Consider the following 1,328-nt stretch of genomic DNA (forward strand, 5'->3'; position numbering starts at 1 on the left):
TTCATCATACTGGTCATTGTAAAAATCAATAGTAATAAAATTAAGTTTTGAATTATTAGCAAAAATAAAATATGCACCCTTACCATTCTTATTAATTTTATATTCGTTATATCAATTCTTATTAGTAAAGTCCTGCATTTTTAAAAAGTTATTAATTAATTTAGTATCTATTTTTTGATTAGTAAGTGGATTATAAATGCTAATTTCTAAATCTCGTGGATTTAAAAAATTAGCATTATCTTCACAAATTATTTTTTCTAAAATCTCATTATGTTTTTGAACAGTAACATTTTTACGATTAGTAATCGTTGATGCTAAATTAAGATAATAACTATCAATATCATATTCTTTTTTTAATTTCTTTTTTGCTGGTAACAATCCCATTTATAACACCTCTTTATTTTGTATCTTCTTTTTTAATAACATCTTCAATACTATCTTGTTTTTGTTGTTTGTTATGAGTTTTGATAAATCTAATTGTTTCAATAATTAAAACAATAACTCCAAAACCATTAAGCATTGCACCAATAATTACATATGCAGGTCAACCAATTCCTAATTTAGTTGGTCCTAAAAAACAAATAGTAATTCCGGTAATAAAAAATAATGATGAAATTCCGAATATTTTCAAAAACATAATTAAATCTTTAATATTAACTTTTGGCATAATAACATCTCCTTTCTAATTTGCCTTTTTTCTTTCAATAAACACAAATCCCAAAGGTTTAAATGTTGCTGGACCATTAACTCCAATATTAATCAATCCATCAGGATTAATAGATAATGCTAAACATGCACTATTAACACCTATTTGATCATATATAACACCTATTGTTTGTGCAAAACCATGTCTTGTTTGCAACATTCCTTGGCTTTTTAAATCTCCCTTGCTATCTTTTCCCGAGGCTCAAATTCTATAAATATAATTTTCTTTATCAAAATTAGAAATATTATATCCGATTTGGCCCATTCTAAAATTGCTAGTATCAACAACTTCTCAATCTGGTACATCTGGTACAATAATTAATTTTTTTAATTCATCTACAATTTCTTGTTTTATTTTTGCAAGTTTTTCATCTTTAATTTTTTCTATAACAAGTTTATCTAATAAAGAATCAATTTCTAGCTGAGTATAATATGCTTCTAAATCTATCATTGTTAAATCAATACGTTCTTCTTGAAAAGTACGAAACATTTTCTTTAAAGTTGTTAAATTAGCCAATGATTTCGCATAAGTAGGCAATAGACCTTGTCATGTTGCCATAGGGTCATTTTGTGAAGAATAATTAATATTACCAACACTCATATTTGCCGAAGTAAAAAACTCA

At 25.4% G+C, this 1,328-nt stretch carries 3 protein-coding genes; all 3 read right to left on the reverse strand.

Features of this window, described 5'->3' with window-relative positions; translation table 4 throughout:
* Window positions 1-384, reverse strand: a 384-nt coding sequence (locus D9R21_RS06525; protein WP_148108882.1) for a hypothetical protein, incomplete at its 3' end; no start/stop codon positions are given.
* A gap of 13 nt (window positions 385-397) precedes the next feature.
* Window positions 398-667: a hypothetical protein gene (locus tag D9R21_RS06530; RefSeq protein WP_126821547.1), complete on the reverse strand. Its 270-nt coding sequence runs from the start codon at window positions 665-667 to the stop codon at window positions 398-400.
* Window positions 668-682: 15 nt separating this feature from the next.
* Window positions 683-1,328 (reverse strand): hypothetical protein (locus D9R21_RS06810; protein WP_158613981.1); only part of this gene is annotated, 646 nt, incomplete at its 5' end.

Source organism: Spiroplasma endosymbiont of Megaselia nigra, assembly GCF_003987485.1.
In the GTDB taxonomy this organism is placed as follows: Bacteria; Bacillota_I; Bacilli_A; order Mycoplasmatales; family Mycoplasmataceae; genus Spiroplasma.